The organism is Proteiniclasticum sp., from assembly GCF_032054185.1.
In the GTDB taxonomy this organism is placed as follows: domain Bacteria; phylum Bacillota; class Clostridia; order Clostridiales; family Clostridiaceae; genus Proteiniclasticum.
The window spans coordinates 1-15,437 of the sequence record NZ_DAMBTF010000030.1 but is presented as its reverse complement, the minus strand read 5'-3'; the positions used below and the strand labels follow the sequence as shown (position 1 = coordinate 15,437).

15 protein-coding genes are annotated in these 15,437 nt (G+C 39.3%); 3 read left to right on the top strand and 12 right to left on the bottom strand.

The window, feature by feature from the left end; all coding sequences use genetic code 11:
• Positions 1-190 precede the first annotated feature (190 nt).
• The 11 genes from RTX25_RS12960 to RTX25_RS12910 form a co-directional block, all read right to left on the bottom strand.
• Positions 191-814, bottom strand: coding sequence for a V-type ATP synthase subunit D (locus RTX25_RS12960; RefSeq protein WP_312654334.1), 624 nt, complete (start codon positions 812-814; stop codon positions 191-193).
• Between the two features lie 2 nt (positions 815-816).
• Complete coding sequence (locus RTX25_RS12955; protein WP_312654333.1) at positions 817-2,259, bottom strand: V-type ATP synthase subunit B; 1,443 nt, start codon at positions 2,257-2,259, stop codon at positions 817-819.
• 19 nt (positions 2,260-2,278) lie between these two features.
• Complete coding sequence (locus RTX25_RS12950; RefSeq protein ID WP_312654332.1) at positions 2,279-4,030, bottom strand: V-type ATP synthase subunit A; 1,752 nt, start codon at positions 4,028-4,030, stop codon at positions 2,279-2,281.
• A gap of 39 nt (positions 4,031-4,069) precedes the next feature.
• Positions 4,070-4,669, bottom strand: a complete 600-nt coding sequence (locus RTX25_RS12945; RefSeq protein ID WP_312654331.1) for a V-type ATP synthase subunit E family protein — start codon at positions 4,667-4,669, stop codon at positions 4,070-4,072.
• A gap of 10 nt (positions 4,670-4,679) precedes the next feature.
• Entirely contained in the window at positions 4,680-4,988 is a 309-nt protein-coding gene (locus tag RTX25_RS12940; RefSeq protein WP_312654330.1) for a V-type ATP synthase subunit F, read from the bottom strand.
• 18 nt (positions 4,989-5,006) lie between these two features.
• Positions 5,007-5,456, bottom strand: coding sequence for an ATP synthase subunit C (locus RTX25_RS12935; RefSeq protein ID WP_312654329.1), 450 nt, complete (start codon positions 5,454-5,456; stop codon positions 5,007-5,009).
• 14 nt (positions 5,457-5,470) lie between these two features.
• A complete protein-coding gene (locus RTX25_RS12930) occupies positions 5,471-7,396 on the bottom strand; it encodes a V-type ATPase 116kDa subunit family protein (protein WP_312654328.1) in 1,926 nt (641 codons plus the stop codon).
• A 16-nt stretch (positions 7,397-7,412) separates the two neighbouring features.
• Positions 7,413-8,468, bottom strand: a complete 1,056-nt coding sequence (locus tag RTX25_RS12925) for a V-type ATPase subunit (RefSeq protein WP_312654327.1) — start codon at positions 8,466-8,468, stop codon at positions 7,413-7,415.
• Between the two features lie 26 nt (positions 8,469-8,494).
• A complete protein-coding gene (locus tag RTX25_RS12920; protein WP_312654326.1) occupies positions 8,495-8,806 on the bottom strand; it encodes a hypothetical protein in 312 nt (103 codons plus the stop codon).
• Positions 8,807-9,174: 368 nt separating this feature from the next.
• Positions 9,175-10,224, bottom strand: coding sequence for an aldose epimerase family protein (locus RTX25_RS12915; protein WP_312654325.1), 1,050 nt, complete (start codon positions 10,222-10,224; stop codon positions 9,175-9,177).
• A complete protein-coding gene (locus RTX25_RS12910; protein WP_312654324.1) occupies positions 10,205-11,734 on the bottom strand; it encodes a UDP-glucose--hexose-1-phosphate uridylyltransferase in 1,530 nt (509 codons plus the stop codon). Before RTX25_RS12910 ends, RTX25_RS12915 begins: the two co-directional genes overlap by 20 nt.
• A 236-nt stretch (positions 11,735-11,970) precedes the next feature.
• Between RTX25_RS12910 and RTX25_RS12905 the strand changes: the two genes are divergently transcribed.
• Positions 11,971-12,645, top strand: a complete 675-nt coding sequence (locus RTX25_RS12905) for an AzlC family ABC transporter permease (protein WP_312654323.1) — start codon at positions 11,971-11,973, stop codon at positions 12,643-12,645.
• A complete protein-coding gene (locus RTX25_RS12900; RefSeq protein ID WP_312654322.1) occupies positions 12,642-12,944 on the top strand; it encodes an AzlD domain-containing protein in 303 nt (100 codons plus the stop codon). Before RTX25_RS12905 ends, RTX25_RS12900 begins: the two co-directional genes overlap by 4 nt.
• 68 nt (positions 12,945-13,012) lie before the next feature.
• Here the strand turns inward: RTX25_RS12900 and msrA are convergent, their stop codons facing one another.
• The gene (msrA, locus tag RTX25_RS12895) at positions 13,013-13,492 is read right to left on the bottom strand and encodes a peptide-methionine (S)-S-oxide reductase MsrA (RefSeq protein WP_312654321.1); all 480 of its coding nucleotides are present in this window, start codon (positions 13,490-13,492) and stop codon (positions 13,013-13,015) included.
• A gap of 917 nt (positions 13,493-14,409) precedes the next feature.
• On the opposite strand from msrA, the gene RTX25_RS12890 reads away from it, so the two are divergent.
• On the top strand, positions 14,410-15,372 hold the full coding sequence (locus RTX25_RS12890) for a CAP domain-containing protein (protein ID WP_312654319.1): 963 nt from the start codon (positions 14,410-14,412) through the stop codon (positions 15,370-15,372).
• The last annotated feature ends 65 nt before the right edge of the window (positions 15,373-15,437 follow it).

Genomic DNA, 15,437 nt, shown 5'->3' with positions numbered 1-15,437 from the left:
ACTGCTTCTATAGATGATCTGAGAATACGGTATCACCTAGCTTAATAGCTGATTTAATTCAAAAGCGGGCTGCACTTTTCTTTCTTAGGATGGTCACAGAAGTTTGCGAATGATTTTCCTTCTGTCTCATCGCGTATAAGAAAATCAAAAGAAAAACCTGCAGCTTATCATCGGCTGCAGGTTAAATCAGTTATTTATTTTTCTTGTCTTTCTTCAACTTTATCACTTTCTGCCTGGTAAATTCTTCACGTTCTTTTTCTTCCAGTGCTTCAGTAATGAATTTTATATTCTCTTCAAACCCCGGAATCACAATATTCTGTAGAGCATTTGCTCTTTTCTGCGATTTTCTGATGGCATTAGCAAGTCTATATACGCTGTTTTCCACCTCAGCCAGTACTACAGTCAGGTTCTTCACTTCATGGAACATACGATAAGCATAGTCGAACTTTGTATTCGCTCTCTCCATACCATATGTCAGCTTTAAAGGATGACTTTCATAAATGACCTTTGGAATTTCCACACCCATTACACTTCGATAAGTCATGGTTATCCCATCATCAATGGGTACCATATTGGTAAGATCGGAAATGATTCCAAGTGTAGTGTTCGCTTCCTGCAGAGCCTGATAAGCTTTACCGAAGACTTCAGAAATTTCATCTCTCAGCTTCTTGATGTCATCAAGATTTGTCATGATTTCTCTGATGAGAATATTTCTTTTTCTGTCCATCAGGTCGAACCCGACTTTTGCAAGGGCATTAGACTTCTTGATTGCCATAAGATTTCCTTTAGTCGGAAATACTTGTTTATTTGCCATAATTACTCACCATCCGTTGTGAGCTCTTTGATGATCGTCCTTTCTGTGAGATCAAATCGACTAAACGCACGTTCGCGATCATGATATTTATCCAGAAATTCAGAGTCAATTCTGTCAAGTTCCTGTTTAGGAAGAATGGATAGAAGATCCCAGCCAAGTCCAAGTGTATCAATGACATCTCGATTGCTTTCCATTCCCTGTGCGAGGAATTCTGATTCAAAGAGCTGACCGAATTCGATGTACAGTTTGTCCACATCGCTTAATTCTTCTTCACCTATTACCGATGCAAGACTTCTCGCATCCTGTACTTTAGCGTAGCAGGCAAATAGCTGATTAGCTACGGAGGAATGATCGCTACGAGTATACCCGTCACCGATACCATCCTTCATAAGTCTAGATAGTGATGGAAGTATTCCGACTGGTGGATAAATACCCATCTGATGCAGTTCTCTGTCGAGGACAATCTGTCCTTCAGTGATATATCCAGTAAGATCTGGAATCGGATGAGTGATGTCATCATTAGGCATTGTCAGAATTGGTATCTGTGTAACTGAACCCTTTGCCCCTTCGATGATACCTGCTCTTTCATATAAGGAAGATAAATCAGAATATAAATATCCCGGATATCCTTTTCTTCCTGGAATTTCACCCTTACTGCTTGAAAACTCTCTTAAAGCTTCGCAGTATGAGGTCATATCGGTTAATATGACGAGGATGTGCATATCATGCTCATAAGCAAGATACTCCGCTACTGTCAATGCACATCGAGGAGCGATGGTACGCTCAATGATCGGATCATTTGACAGGTTGATGAACATAACAACATTTTCCATTACCCCGGCTTCTTCAAGAGATCTCTTGAAATAGTCCGCTACATCATTCTTGACGCCCATTGCGGCAAAAACAACTGCAAAGTTCTTTCCATCCCCTTCAGAAATCTTAGCCTGTTTTACGATCTGTATCGCAAGTTCGTTATGCGGCATTCCTGATCCTGAGAAGATCGGAAGTTTCTGACCTCTGATCAGAGTCGTAAGCGCATCTATACTTGATATCCCTGTGTTGATATAGTTTCTTGGATAAACTCTGGAAACAGGATTAAGCGGTAGTCCGTTTATATCTGCCATTTTGTCCGCAAAAACTTTCCCTAGGCCGTCTATAGGCTTTCCGGAACCATTAAAAATTCTTCCCAGCAGTTCTTTCGACAGTGGGATTTCCATAGGCTTACCCATAAATCTTGTCTTTGTATTTTTGAGGGAGAGTCTGTTTGTACCTTCGAAAACCTGTACAACAACCCTCTTCCCTTCGATCTGAACCACACGTCCCATTTTGTTCGTGCCATCATCCATTGAGATTTCTACCATTTCTTCGTATCCCACATTCTCTACATTATCGAGAATGACCAATGGCCCGTTTATTTCACTTAGTCCTAAATATTGAAGGCTCAACTGATTTCCTCCTTTCAGTTTAATATACCTTGGCTATTGCATTTTCAATCAGACGGAAATAATCATCAAGCTTTCCAATATCATCATTGGGCACATCATATTTCATTCTGGTGACCTTTTCAAATATTCCGGTACCGATAAGCATGTTCAATGATTTCCCTGAAAGCAGATAATCGCTGGCTTTCTTATTGAGATAAAGGATGACATCCATCATCTTCATCTGTTTTTCCAGAGGTACATATGTGTCGTCTTTGTGGAATGCATTCTGCTGCAGGAATCCTACTCTGATCACTTTTGCCGTTTCAATGACAAGTTTCTGATCATCAGGAAGAACATCACTTCCTATAAGCTTTACAATTTCCATCAGCTTATTTTCCTCGGCAAGTAATGTAGTAATTTCTTTTCTGTTCAGTAAAAACCTAGGGCTTATATTTTTATTGAACCATCTGGATAAATCAACGATGTATTCTGAATAAGACTGATTCCAGTTAATTGCAGAATAATGTCTGATATAGGCAAGCTGCTTGTCTAGTGCCCAGAAGCAGCGTACAAATCTCTTGGTGTTCTGAGTTACGGGTTCAGAAAAATCTGCTCCCTGTGGAGATACCGCGCCAATGATGGAAACCGAACCTTCTGAGAAGTTCAGATTTTCAACATAGCCTGCTCTCTCGTAAAACTGTGCAATTCTGCTTGGGAGATATGCAGGGAAACCTTCTTCCGCCGGCATTTCTTCAAGTCTTCCGCTGATTTCACGCAAAGCTTCAGCCCATCTTGATGTAGAGTCAGCCATCATCGCCACATGATATCCCATGTCTCTGTAATATTCAGCAAGAGTTACGCCAGTATAGATACTAGCTTCTCTTGCCGCAACAGGCATATTGGAAGTATTGGCAATCAGCACTGTTCTTTCAAGAAGAGGTCTGTTGGACTTCGGATCGATAAGTTCCGAGAATTCTTCAAGAACCTGTGTCATTTCATTTCCACGTTCGCCGCATCCCACATAAACGATGATGTCGGCATCACACCATTTCGCCAGCTGATGCTGGGTCATGGTCTTACCTGTTCCAAAACCGCCAGGTATTGCAGCCGTACCACCTTTTGCTATAGGAAACAGCGTATCAATAACTCTTTGTCCTGTAATAAGAGGGATGGATATCGGCAGTCTCTTTTTGATGGGTCTAGGGGTTTTGATCGGCCATTTCTGGATCAGTGTCAGTTCATGAATTTCATCATTTTCATCTTTGATCTTCACGACGCAGTCATTGATGGTGTACTGACCGTTTACAGCAGTCTCGATAACTACTCCTGATAATGCAGGAGGTACCATAAGCCTGTGTTCAATCAGCTCAGTTTCAGGAACCACACCATATATCTGTCCAGGTAAAAGCTGATCACCAACTTTGACCTTCAGTGTAACATCCCATAATTTTTTATTGTCTAAAGCTTCCACATTACTTCCAGGCTCGATAAAAGCTCCGGATTTGACAGCAATGTCTTTCAATGGTCTTTCGATTCCATCAAAGATATTTTTTATAATACCAGGCCCAAGTGTAACTGATATCGGTGTTCCTGTAGGAAATACAGGTTCATCCGGCTTCAGACTGGTTGTACTCTCATAAACCTGAATTGTTGTAAATTCCTTGTTTATGGATATAACCTCACCAAGAAGCTGATTATGCCCTACATAAACCATTTCAAGCATTTCAAAATCTCTGGTTTCTTTAACCGTAATTACAGGACCATTGATGGAATATATCTTATTTTCACTCAAATTATCACCTCTTCGCATTTCATTCAATGCCCTGTGAACTTAACCTATTATCAGTTCAGAATTGGCATAAAACATTTCTCTTTCTTCTTTCAGCCGTGCATCATAGGTTTCATTGATGATGATTCTATCCTGATGATATTCGAGTATAAATCCACCAATTTCGATGCTTTCATCTGGCCTGACCACTGTCTGTCCACTGAAGCCTGCACTAAGCTCATCAGCCAGTTTCATATCTTTGAGTGCAAGTTTCAATATTCCTTCAGAATGATATTGAGTGCTTAAAAGTCTGATTCTTTCTTTCATCTTTTCCTTATAATCATCAGTCTTTGTATATTCTACAAGTTTCTCTCTGATCTCAAGGAAAAGATTATTGATCAGCTCCTGCCTCTTTTTCATCAGCTTTCTCTGATTATCATCAGCCATTCTGCTGAGTGAGATTGCATGTTCGCTATCCATTGAAGATACTTCCTGATTAACGATGATTTCAGCATTATTTCTGGCAGTCTCTTCTAGTTCTCTGATATTTCTATTTTCAATGTTGTGAATTTCGGTCTGGATTTTCTTTATTTCACCTTGAGAAACTCTCTCAATCTCGTTCTTAAAGTACTCTTCCAGCTCTTCAATCGTATTATACTGCATTCTTCTCACCTCATAATTTCACGCCGATGGCTTCACTCACATATCTGTCAATGGTTTCACCGATTTTGTGTTTACCATGACGATCTGGAACTTCTACAATCAACGGTTTGAGCTGTCTTAGTTTCAGTTCGGAAATAACCTCTGGGCAGGTTTCAATGAGTTTTGTTGTAATAAGCACAATGGCAATCTCTTCATCATGCATCGCTTTTTCAAGTTCTCTAAGAACCTCACGTCGCTCATGGACTACAACTCCCTCGATCCCTGCCAGACGCATTCCCATTTGGGTATCGATGTTATCGCTTATCAGGAAAAACTTCATAGAAACCTCCTTATGGGTTTATAGCTTATTAATGATCAGGATAGAAATAAGTAGTCCGTAAATCGCAACACCTTCACCAAGTGCAACGAAGATCAGAGACTTACCGAAGTTCTTTTCATTCTCTGAGAATGCTCCAATAGCAGCAGGTGCAGCAGCTGCAACGGCAATACCGGCTCCTAATGCTGACATTCCTGTTGCTAAAGCTGCACTGATGAATCCTAGACCCTGTGCAGTTGTACCCATGATTCCACCAGCTGCGGCTGCTGTCTCTTCTGCAGCAAGTACAGAAAAATCACCAGCTGAGAAAACAACTGAACCGATAATGACGACAAAGAACATGACAATATGTGTGATTAGTCTTGTCTTAGCTGACTGTCCACTGATCTTGCCCTTGAACACCTTAACAAGCGGTAAAGAAATCAGTACGATCAGCACCAACGGGATAAGTAATTCAACAATATTTAACATAATTTAATCCTCCATTATAATGTTTCTTTTAATGATTTGAATGGGACACCGTCTCCAGTATAATATCTGGAAAACATTTCATAAAATTCAAGTCTAAGTACCTGAATACCTACAATCAGACCTTCAAGCGCCATAACAAACAGATTACCGAATACGAACACTACTGGTCCCGCATTTCCGGTCATTTCCATCAGACTGGATACCACAAGCATCATACCGGCATGAGAAAGGACGAACCCTGCAACTCTCATATAGGACATAGTGTTTGTGATGTAGGAAAGGATAATTTCAAAGAGTTCAAAGAACGCTTCCGTGAAAAATCCTCCAAATCCGTTAGGGAACATTTTTTCGCCATGAACTCTTCTCTCCAGCGGTTCCTTCAGGAACATCAGCAGTAATGGCAGTCCGACAAATAATATAAGTGTGACAGGATTGAACAGATTCGCGATACCGCTTAACATAAGTCCAGCTCCGCCAATAGCGAATGTGTAAAGAACAATTCCCGCAACACCGTTATGGGAAAGAAGCATTTCAACTATATGTTTTCTCTTGTAGTTGATGTAGATATTGATACCAATAGTTGTTATGATCAGCACTGCACCAATTGCAATTGCAGAAAGAAGCAGTGTCATCGTGAAGCCCGGATCCATAGTATGGATAGGCTTTCCTGGCAGTCCCAGTACATTAATATAGAAAGGATCGAGCAGATGTTCATTTCCGAATACAGATCCATATAGCAGTCCGAAGATTGCTGATGAGAATCCGATTCTGATACCCACTGCTCCCAGTTTCATACCCTTAAATTTGTACATCGCCCAACCTAGAAGTGCAAGAACCAGTCCTTGACCCACATCTCCGAACATGATTCCAAAGAGTAGTGTATAAGTGAGTGCGACAAACGGTGTAGGATCGATATCCTGGTAATTGGCAACACCATACATCTCGACAAACATACCAAAAGGTTCGGAAAACCATCCATTCTTGAGTTTTGTAGGTGGTGTCAGTCTCTTGTCGTTTGTTGCAGGTCTGACTTCAATTTCCACATCTTTCAGATCTTCAAATTTCTTCTGAAGTCCTTTTATATCATCTTTTGCCATGAAACCTGTTATGGAGAACCTTCCTCCAAGACCTATAACATACTTTCGAGCTTCAAAAATATTACTCACATGTTCCAGAACAGATGTGAACATCGAGTAACGGTCCTTCGTTCTTTCAAGAAGTTCCAACTTGCTCTCTTCCAGTTTCATAAGGTCCTTCTTCAGGCTTGCGGTTTCCTTTTCCAGCTCATCCTCGGCCTGCTCTGGCGTACCATGGACGAAATCCGGAATATGTATTCTTTCAAAATAAAGAGATGAGAACACATTATCCACTTCTCTTTCATATTCCTGACTTGTGATATAAATACCCCAGCTGTAGTTATTGTCTTTACTGAAGGAATTCCAGATAAACGGTCTGTTCGTATAAAACTTCAGCTTCTCTTCGCTGTCCAGCGGAAGTCTTCCTACACGGCTGTTCAGATATCGGCATCCGAACAGATCATCAAGTGAAACATCAAGTGAACCGATGTTCTTGACCTGCTTAAGTGCATCTTCGTTTTCCTGTATAAGCAGTTTTATTTCTTTGATATTTGAATCAATCTGATCGAACTTGTCATGTGTTCTTTCTATATATCTACTGATGCTCTCAAGATCACAATCCTGAACATCGACATCTCTCTTGTCGATTTTCAGTCCCATCTCAGCTTCGATTTCTCTAATTCGATTGAGCATTTTCAGATAAGGATTTTCATAGTACAGCGTTGTTAATCCATGAACAGTTCCAGCAAGCTTACTTGCCGGTTCCGGATGAAAATCATCCAGTTCGATGAATCTCGCAAGCACTTCATCCAGATACTCATTGTCAGCAACTATATTGATCAGTTTCATTTTTGCGATGGCCATTCAGGTCCCCCCTTTCTTAATAGATAAGCAGTTTTTCAATTTCACTACGAGGAGTGTCATATCTAATTGCTTCAACAATGTTAATGATATTGGTGATCTCGATTTCCAGAAGAATGGAATATACAGTGAATACGATTGGAGATTCAATGGAAAAATGCATATACCGCTTAGCGAGATTATACCTGATCTCATTTGCATAGTACTCGATATACGTATAGTCCAGATCATCCACAAACAGCTTGTATTTCGATTCCTCCAGTCTTTGAAGGACTCTTTCAGCGGTCGGTTCTTCAATCAGCTCATTAATAAATGAGTCACTCATTCTTGACTTCAGGGTTACCATTGATTTTCTGATCTGATCGTTTGTTACCTTGAAAAACTTCTTGAAACGATAAATCTTTATGATGTTCAACAGTTCTATCTGTGTCCTGTATATATCGGTGAGCTCCTTTTTCTTCTTTCCTGAAAAGTTCTCATCAATGACCTTGAAAACATACGTGTAGTAGTATCTGTACAGGTCTCTTTCAATCGAGGTGAAATCGATCTTCTCACCTTTTTCAACCTTATAGGGTCTGATGATTTTCTGATATGGCGTACTGCTCAATATATTCAGAATATCCTCATAGGTCATAATTTCCGAGATTTCATCCACATTAAAAGAAAAGTAAGCAGATAATGAAAGTGGAATATCTCGAACCATGACATCATAAGCTTCGTCATCTTCCGACTTATCCGGCATAATTGAACGAAGCGCAAGGATGATGATTTCAATTTCTCTTTTCACTATGTTCATACGGTAAAATCGGTTTTTTGTCAGCATTGAGAATTTCAGAAGCTTCTCGATTTTCTCATACATATTCTGACGAATGAGTCCTTCCAGCTGTCCACGATGGATTCTGTTTTCATAGATATCCCGCATGGTGGATGCATAATCCGTTTCATTCTTCAGATAACCTGCTATTTCCGCTACTGAACTTTTTCGGAGAAGTTCTTCATAATCTTCTTTTTTCAGTCTTTGCCCATACATGGCTTTTGCCTTTGCTGCAAGAGCAGGACTGTTAATGTTGCTCATCGGTTTAACTCCCTTCTCTCCAAATGTTAAGAATTAAGGCAATTGTCATAAATCGACTCTACCCATGTACTCTTATTCTTATTGAAGCGATCAATGAGTTGCTCCAGCGATTTCTCATACTGAACAGAATACTGCAGAGACTTCTTTTCATATTCGTCTTCCAGTTGTGCCTTATGCTGCTGGATTTTTTCTTCAGCTTCTTTATTAAAGCGTGCTTCTATCTCCGGTTTCAATTCCATGATCTTTACTGATACATTGGCTCGCTCTTCCTTAATCTTTTGAAGACTTTCCCTGGCTTTCTCATCAGCCTCAACAAGTTCCTTGATCAGTTTCTTCATACTGCTCCTCCTCCCCCATCATTCTGTGACCTTTTCCCTTTGTTAACGTAAATTAGGCGTTGGAAAGGTAATTAATACACTTTGTTCCAACACACTAACCTATATAATGTCCCATATTTGCTACACAAAGTCAATTTGAACAAAAAATCACAAATGCTGAATATTGTTCATTCCATTGTAATAATTTAGAAAAAAGTCGTGTAAATTCACAATGTTTACACATAAAAGTTTTATTGCAACTAATTTAACAATTTATTGCATTTTTAAAGAATCTCTTCCTATTATAATATAAATTTATAATGACCTTATTATAGAACTATTCTTGCCATCTGTCTTGTCAAAAATGTTAATTATCACCCTCTAAACGATTATTCACTATCCTCTGTAAAAAACCTGAATATCGTAGAGGTAACCTGTGTGTGATTTGAAGGAAGCAATGAACATTCTTTGAATACTTCGTTAGAACCGACCGGTGGTTTCTGGACCTCCAGCGCAACTGAGCGATACGGTTCAAGCGTCGATCCACCCTGTATGATCTGACCTTGAGAGAAATTCTGCGTATAGACGACAACTGCCTGATTGTCGGTTTCGATTTCCATCACCCTCCCCGAATATCGATGAGCAAGCCTGATCTTCGTTCCTGTGTTATTTCTGAAAAGGAACGCGTGATCATAGCCGTTGGCTATTTTCAGCTGTTCATCTTCTGAATTCATCTCTTCACCGATTTCTCTCATATACCGGAAATCGAAAGGCGTATCAGCTACTTCAATCAGATTACCCGTTGGTGTTTTGCTTTCGTCAATCTCGGAATAATGATCAGCATCTATAAACAGTTCATGGTATTTGATGCTTTCATCGAAGGAGCCTGACAGATTGAAATAACTATGATTGGTCATATTAAAAAGAGTGTCTTCGGAAGAAACACCGCTGTATTGAATGATGAAAGTATCGTCTTCGGATAGTGAGTAGGTCACTTTAACATACAGCTCACCCGGGTATCCTTCTTCCATATGTGGAGAAACTCTGCTAAGGTCAACATCAATTCTGTTCTCAGCTTCTGAAATTTCGTAATTATACACGTACTTATCAAAACCCTTAGCACCGCCATGACCGGAATTTTCTCCGTAATTTTTCGCCAGATTATATCGTCTGCCATCAATGGTAAAATAACCGTTTTTTATTCTGCCTGCAGTTCTTCCAATTATAGAACCGAGATATCCGGGGTTACTAAGATAATCTTCGTAATTCTCATATGCGAGTACTATATTTTCCAGTTTTCCCTGATGATCAGGCACTTCAATTCTTGTGATGATTCCTCCATAGCTTAGAAAACTTATCCTGATTCCATTCGAGTTTTCTAGTGTGATTTCATCAAATTCGTTTGCACTTAATTTTATCTTACGCTCTGATACTTTCATACATCACCTCGAAGCATTTCTGAAAAGCTTTCTCTCCCTCTTCATTCTTTTTGAATACACCACAGTTTTCCAGTACGTTCATGAACACTTTTCCGATTTCCTGATATAGAATTTCATCCGCATTATCACGATTAAGGGATCCGTGTACCTCAAGAATCCTCTTTGCAAAGTCACCATGTTTATTCAGTATTTCATCTGAGTAGATACTTTCGATTTCTCCAGAAATGATCTTTTCTTTCAGTGCACTCATTTCATCTCTTAACCTTGAAGGAAGAACAGCAAGACCAAGACATTCGATCAGCCCGATATTTTCACGTTTGATGTGATGATATTTCTCGTGTGAATGGAAGATTCCGAATGGATACTCCTCACTTGTACGGTTATTTCTCAGAATATGATCTACTTCAAACTGTCCATTTCTGAACCTGACAATAGGTGTAACGGTATTGTGTTCCGTTTCACCGGTATGAGACAGGATACCCGTTTCAGGGTCCGAATAATTCTTCCATGTGCTGATGATTTTTCCTGAAGCATCCACCAGTTTTTCAATACTGTCTGATTTGAGTCTGATCACACTCATCGGCCAATACAGCTTGACTGCTTTGATCCCTGATTCTTCAATAGTAATTTCGTCATATTCTTTCGCATTAGCCATTGCAAAATCATAATTCCCGCCTTGAAAATGATCATGTGTAAGGATTGACCCACCTACAATGGGAAGATCTGCATTTGATCCCAGCATATAATGAGGAAACAGTTCAACAAAATCAAGGAGCCTTTTTATTGTATCCACAGTGATTTTCATCGGATCATGACTGCCCTTAAAGACGATACAATGTTCATTGTAATAGACATAGGGTGAATACTGCATATACCACTCTTCCTGATTCAACGTGATCGGAATGATTCGATGATTCTGTCTTGCCGGGTGATCGATTCTGCCGGCATACCCCTCATTTTCTTTGCAGAGCAGACATTTCGGATATTTCTCATGACTTTCGAGAATTCCGCTTCTTGCAAGAGCAATCGCTCTTGGATCCTTCTCAGGCTTCGATAGATTAATGGTCATATCCATCTTTCCGTATGGTGTGTCGTAGGTCCATTTTATATCCTTTGCCACTCTCTGTTCACGGATATAGTTGGAGTTTTTAGCGAAATCATAATAGAACTCCGTAGCTTTCTGAGGAGACTGTTTATAGTGATCATAAAATTCCTTTCTGAAAGCCGAAGGCCTTGCAATAAAAACCCCCATAATTCTCGTGTCCAGCAAATCAAGGAATTCATTGGCATCATTTTTGACTTTATTATTTTCTACCGCCCAGATTCTTATTCTCTCCAGAATATTTTCTACGGGTTCATCTGCCGTCTCTTTGGTGCTTTCGGAGAAGCTCTCCTCATTCAGCACTTCTGCTATTGCATTCGTAACATATATGCGATCATCTTCTTCAATAAGTTTTTTTCTGACAGCATAATCTACCAGATTTTTAATTTCATAACTAATATCAATCATTGCACACCTCATCAATCTTATATTCACGTCTTCTATTATAGGTCATTCTCTAAATGTTTGAAAGGTTAAAGACAATGTCTGCAGATACAGAGCTGATCCAAACAGGGAAACATAGTATAAATTCATTTCAATAACTATAATTACACAGCAGCTGATTTCAACCTCCACAAAATCAAGCCAAAACTTCTGATATCTGATATTATATTAATATTGTCATTTCAAAGGAAGTGTTATCGATGATAGAAAAACGAACATTCACCCAGGGGATAAAAAGCAGTTTCCCCATCATGACCGGATATATTCCAATTGCGATCGCTTATGGTGTTATTGGCATCAAAGCAGGTCTGCCAGCCTGGGTGATCATCGCCATGAGCGTGTTTATATATGCCGGCGCCAGCCAGTTTATGGCCATTAACCTTTTCACTTTGGGTACTGCTCCACTGGAAATGATGATAGCAGTAGGCGTGCTTAATCTCAGACACGTGGTGATGGGTATGTCTTTCCAGAACAGAATAAACGTCAGCTTCACTGACAGAATACTGACAAGCCTGGGATTAACAGATGAAACCTTTGCATTTTTATCTCTGGATAATGATCTTAATGGATCTTATGCTAAAGGGGTTATGCTCGGTTCTTATCTTTCATGGGTTTTTGGTGCAGCTGCAGGTATTGTGTTTGGTAATATTCTGCCGGATGTCATTTCTCAAGGTCTGGAAATTGCGATCTATACGCTTTTCATCACTCTTCTGGTATCCTCGCTGAAAGTATCCGGAAATATGTTATATGTTCCTCTTGTGAGCATGATCACAAATTCCATCATTTCGCAAAGGCTCTCAAGCGGGTTAAGCATACTCATATCAATCCTCGCAGGAGCACTGGCCGGTATGATTTTTGGAGGTGATGAGTATTGAAGGACTATTTACCGGCCATTATCGGTATGGCATTAGCAACACAGCTGCCCAGACTTATTCCAGCCTTAACCGGAACAAAAAAAATCAGAAGCAGATATATGTCCAGATTTCTTTCCAGCATACCGCTTGCAGCACTTGGAACCCTCATCATCCCCGGAATATTCAGTGTAGGCGGCTCTATGATTATCGGGCTTCTCGGTGGTCTTGTTTCACTTATTCTGGCATTTAAGGGAGTAAACATTATGCTGAATATCGTCATATCCTCTCTTATCGTTTCTTTTCTGATCTATTTTATCTGATCTTAACCGATCATAAAAAATCCCGATGAAGTGAAAATAAACTCACCGCATCGGGATTTCATGTTTTATTAATCGATGGACAGGTCGATATGGCAGTATCCTCTAGGATTCTTCTTGAGATAATCCTGATGATACTCTTCTGCATCAAAGAAATTCCTGAGGGGTTCCACTTCCACTACGATGGGACTGCTGTATCTTGGCTGTTTTTGCTCGATAAAATTATCTATTGTCTCTTTATCCTTAGTATCTATGTAATAGATTCCCGTACGGTACTGTGTTCCGATATCATTACCCTGTCTGTTCAATGATGTCGGATCGATAACCTTGAAAAACTTCTCTAATATTGTCTCTAATGAAATCCTCGACTCATCATACTGAACAAGCACCGTTTCAGCATGACCTGTCTTTCCAGTACACACTTCTTCATATGTCGGATTATCTACCTGTCCGTTGGAATATCCTGATTTTGTAGACAAAACGCCTTCTTTTCGCGAGAAAAATTCATCAACACCCCAGAAACATCCTCCAGCTAATGCAATTTCTTTCAATGTGATTACCTCCTAAATTACTATTGAATTTATTGTATCAGAAAACTGCTGGAACTGATTACCAATAGTGTGATTTCGCATCTTACCTTTCACCAACTTTTAAATGTAAACGATTTTATGATAACCGTTTATTGATATTATCATAATTATTTGATGTTTCAAATTGATTTTCAGCAAAAATCAGGCAACCCTTGATATTTTTTGTAGCAGTATGATTTGTACGTTGCATAATTATCATTTGCAGGATTTCCTGCAACATTATTCAAAAGATAGTTGTTGACTTGCATGTACAAATTTGTGATAATGTACATGAGAGAAAAATAAAAGAAACAAAAAATATTAAAACATGGAGGTTATCAAATGAAAAGAGTTATAAAAGCAGTTATCCGTTTTATTACAGAAGATACAATTGCTCACGATTTTAATCCATGGCTAATACAAAGAGAAACACAGAGATTCGTTTAAGACTACATTGATATAGATATACGAGATCAGTACCTTGTCATTCTACTGATTGAAGTTAGGAAACCATAGTAAATCCTTGAATATAAAACCGCCGGGTGTCTCCGGCGGTTTTATATTGTTCTAAAATAAGTTAGTCATTGGGTTTCAAGCCTTATAACAAAATTTTTAATTTATTTTTAATTTACAACAAATTTTTCACTTTGAAATTCTTTGAAATTTAACATTTTGTGTTTAATTAATTCTATAAATTTTCTATTGAAATTTATTCGACATCTGATAACTAAATCACATAAATTAGAAATATGGAATCAGATTAACTTGTCATATCAAGAATATAATCTTAATTTATACTTTAATTATCGAATATTCAGTCAAATTGAACCACTATTTGTAATATGCTACGATTTTTACGTAATACAGATAAATTGAATCTATAACATATGAGGTGGAATTTGAAAAAACTAATGGTATTGTTCATCGCAACTTCTGTTTTCGTTTCTTCCCTTTTTATGATCGATAATAAAAATGATCAGCAAGTACTTGAGACCTCAGTAGTAAGACAAGAAAGTATAGTCAAAGCAGACATTAAAGATAAGAGTGAAGTAATCGTATTTTCTCCACAGGAAAAGATCAACTCAAAATATCCTGATGGTTTTTCATTCAATCTGAATGATGAAATGAATGAAATCAAAGGGAAACTGCATTTCATTCGAAAAGCACAGGAAGCGGCAGCGCTTAAAAATGCACTAGCTGAAAATCAGAATGCAGATAAGCCCCAAAATCTGGTCAGCACAGCAAAAACTCAGACCGAGGTAAAAAAAGCTGTTACTGCTCCAAAAGCTAAACCGGCAGCTAAACCAGCTGTAAAACCTGCACCAGCTCCTACACCAGCTCCGGCTCCTACACCAGCTCCGGCTCCTGCTCCAACTCCTGCGCCACCGGCACCTACGCCGGCTCCTGCTCCTACACCTGCTCCTGCTCCACCGGCACCTACGCCGGCTCCAGCTCCTGTACAGACAGAAAAATCGTATGTACATCTGACACAGGTTGAGAAAGACATCTTAGCTGTAACCAATCGACACAGGAGAGAAAACGGACTGAAAGAGCTTGTATGGGACAACACATTATATTCGTCAGCTAAGTCACACAGCGCACTGATGTTTACAACAAACAATTTTGCACATACCATAAAATACGCTGTAGCAGAAAACATATATATGCTGGCTTCAGGTGATTCCAGCAAGTACACAGCTGAGTTCATCGTCCAGAAATGGATGGATTCTCCAGGACACAGAGCAAACATTCTTGATTCAAGAATCACGAGAATCGGCGCTGGTGTGGTTAAAGGTAACCAGTATTTTGAAAAATACCAGAGAGAACTTCCAACCATTTATGCAACGCAGCACTTCAAATAGAAATACAGACAATCGAGTAGGGAGAAATTTCTTCCCCCTCTCACACCACCGTACATGCCGTTCGG